The sequence below is a fragment of the Mycobacterium sp. IDUB_19 genome (assembly GCF_055419445.1).
The window spans coordinates 1-2,229 of sequence record NZ_JBVAXR010000121.1 but is presented as its reverse complement, the minus strand read 5'-3'; the positions used below and the strand labels follow the sequence as shown (position 1 = coordinate 2,229).

The following is a 2,229-nucleotide window of genomic DNA, read 5'->3' as shown; positions in this document are numbered from 1 at the left end:
GGCGCCGCACATACATTCGACCCTAACTGCGGCGAGCCGAAAAGGTGACCTCGGGACGGCAGCTTGTTCGCGACCAGCGCGTTCGCACTACGTGCGGCGCGCCCGCGCCGGTGCCGAGATCCTCGCAATTAACGCCCGCCCACGGCTGGGGTCAGGCATGGTCGTCGTGCACCGCGAGGACGGGCCATCGGTCCGGCACGCCTTTGAGTCGGTGTCGGCCGCGGTCGTCGAACGCAAGTCCTGATCCCAACACAAGCGGCGGAACTGCGCCGGAGACCAAGACCTCGTCGGGTCGTGCGATTCCCATGATCCGCGCCGCGATATGTACCGCGATGCCATGTACATCGCCGTCCTCCACCTCTACCTCACCCGTGTGCAAGCCGCAGCGAACGTGCAAGCCCAGATCCGCGACCGCGTCTCGAATTGCGCACGCGCAGCTGATGGCGCGCGCCGGGCCATCAAACGTCGCCAGTGCACCATCGCCGGTGAACTTGACGACCGTGCCACGCGCATCGGTCGCCTCTCGCTGGACCGCCTGGTTATGCGCGGCAAGGATCGCGTTCCACGCATGGTCACCCAAAGCCGTTGCGCGCTCCGTTGATCCGACGATATCGGTGAACAGCACCGTGGACAGGACGCGATTGCTCGGCCTGGACCGTCGGGCGCCGGTCAGGAACGAACCGATCTCGTCGAGCACCAGGTCGGAGTCACCCGCCAACCATTCGTGGTCATCGCCGTCGAACTCCACCAGTCGCGAATGGGGAATCCGCTCCGCCACGTACTTGGCATGGCCGCCAACGACAAAACGGTCACCGCGACGATGCAACACCAACGTCGGCGCCTGAATGCTCGACAACACCGACCGCATATCCGTGTGCTGGAACAAGTCGCTGATTGCCCTGAAGTAGCCGCGGCCGCCGGCAAGGCGCTCACCGCGGCCATACCAGCGCCGCTTCGCCACATCCTGGCTCCAGCTCGGGGCAAGCAACTCGGTCGCCGCACCGCTCCCCGCGGTATCACCGACAGCGTCGGACAGCTTGCGCAACGCCGCCTCGGGAATCGCGAACGGCTGATCGGGCGTGCGCAGGAAGTACGCGTAGGGACTCCACAGCACAAGCGATCGCACCCGGTGGGGATGGGTTGCCGCCAAGAGCATCGCCGGAAGCGCCGATCCCGCCATCGCGAACAGCGAAGCGCGCTCGCTGCCGGCCGCGTCGAGCACCGCGAGCAGCCCGTCTGTCCAGGCCTGCATCGCGGGACGCTCGTTGATCGCCACGGCATCGGAGCTGCCTACGCCCAGCAGATCGGTCAGGATCAATCGGCCGAACGAGGAGAGCCGGCGAAGATGGTCGGCCACCGTGTGGTCGTCCCAAATCAGGTCGATCGGAAACCTGGGTGTGGGCACGAACAGCAGATCGGGACCCGAGCTACCGACGACCTGGTACGCGAGGTTGACGTCACCATCTCGCGCATAGACGGTTTGAGGGGTGACCGCCATGGCCATGAGCATGACAGCAAACCACGCCGATCGCCTCATTTCGGCCTCGATTCACCCGTGTCGGGCTCGCAGCCTCGTCAGGTGTCACGTGGAAAACGCTGGTTCAAGCAGTGCTGAGCAACGGGGGCCCGGGTCACGTCAACGTCAATGGACGCCGGGTCACTCGTTGGTGCGGATACCCATACGGCACGGTGAACACCCCGTTTGTTAAACGGGATCACCACCTCCGTTCACCTACCGGCCGGGACCCGCGTGCACCGTGAAACATATTGCGGCCGCGTCGGATTCGGCTATAGGGTATGGCCATGATCAAGAACAGCATCGGGACAATGTTCATCGGCCACGGCGGCGGCGCTGGCGGCGGTCGTGGTGGTGGCGCTGGCGGTGGCCGCGGCGGCGGTGCCGGTGGCGGACGTGGCGGCGGCGCTGGCGGTGGCCGCGGCGGCCGCTAAAGTCAAATAGCTTCTCCTCTGCGCCCCTTCATTTCTCGTTGCGCATTGTGGGGCGCCGGGATCTGCACGGCGATGGTCCGGTTGGGGCGCATCTCAGCCAGGGCGGGCTTCGCTGGCGTATGTGGATGTCCCCATAATCCACGACCAGGTTGCCGCCTGAAGGGCGGTCTTATGCCGCCGACTTCCCGGGCGCCCGTTCCCATCTTGTGCTGGCGATGAGGTTGCCCGGTCTGCACCCGCGATTCGCACCCCAACCAGGCGACTGGAAGACTGCTGGCA

The 2,229-nt window shown here is 65.8% G+C and carries 2 protein-coding genes; one reads left to right on the top strand and one right to left on the bottom strand.

The window, feature by feature from the left end; genetic code table 11:
- Positions 1-151 precede the first annotated feature (151 nt).
- Positions 152-1,498 carry an adenylate/guanylate cyclase domain-containing protein gene (locus ACZY0B_RS27260; protein ID WP_463767339.1) on the bottom strand — a complete coding sequence of 449 codons (1,347 nt, stop codon included), beginning with the start codon at positions 1,496-1,498 and terminating at the stop codon, positions 152-154.
- A 305-nt stretch (positions 1,499-1,803) separates the two neighbouring features.
- Between ACZY0B_RS27260 and ACZY0B_RS27255 the strand changes: the two genes are divergently transcribed.
- Positions 1,804-1,950 (top strand): hypothetical protein, encoded by a 147-nt coding sequence (locus ACZY0B_RS27255; RefSeq protein ID WP_463767338.1) that lies wholly within the window; start codon positions 1,804-1,806, stop codon positions 1,948-1,950.
- Positions 1,951-2,229 lie beyond the last annotated feature (279 nt).

Excerpts from the sequence above, each read along its gene's own strand:
- ACZY0B_RS27255 (WP_463767338.1), top strand. The coding sequence starts at position 1,804 with ATGATCAAGAACAGCATCGGGACAATGTTCATCGGCCACGGCGGCGGC.
- ACZY0B_RS27260 (WP_463767339.1), bottom strand. The coding sequence starts at position 1,498 with ATGGCGGTCACCCCTCAAACCGTCTATGCGCGAGATGGTGACGTCAAC.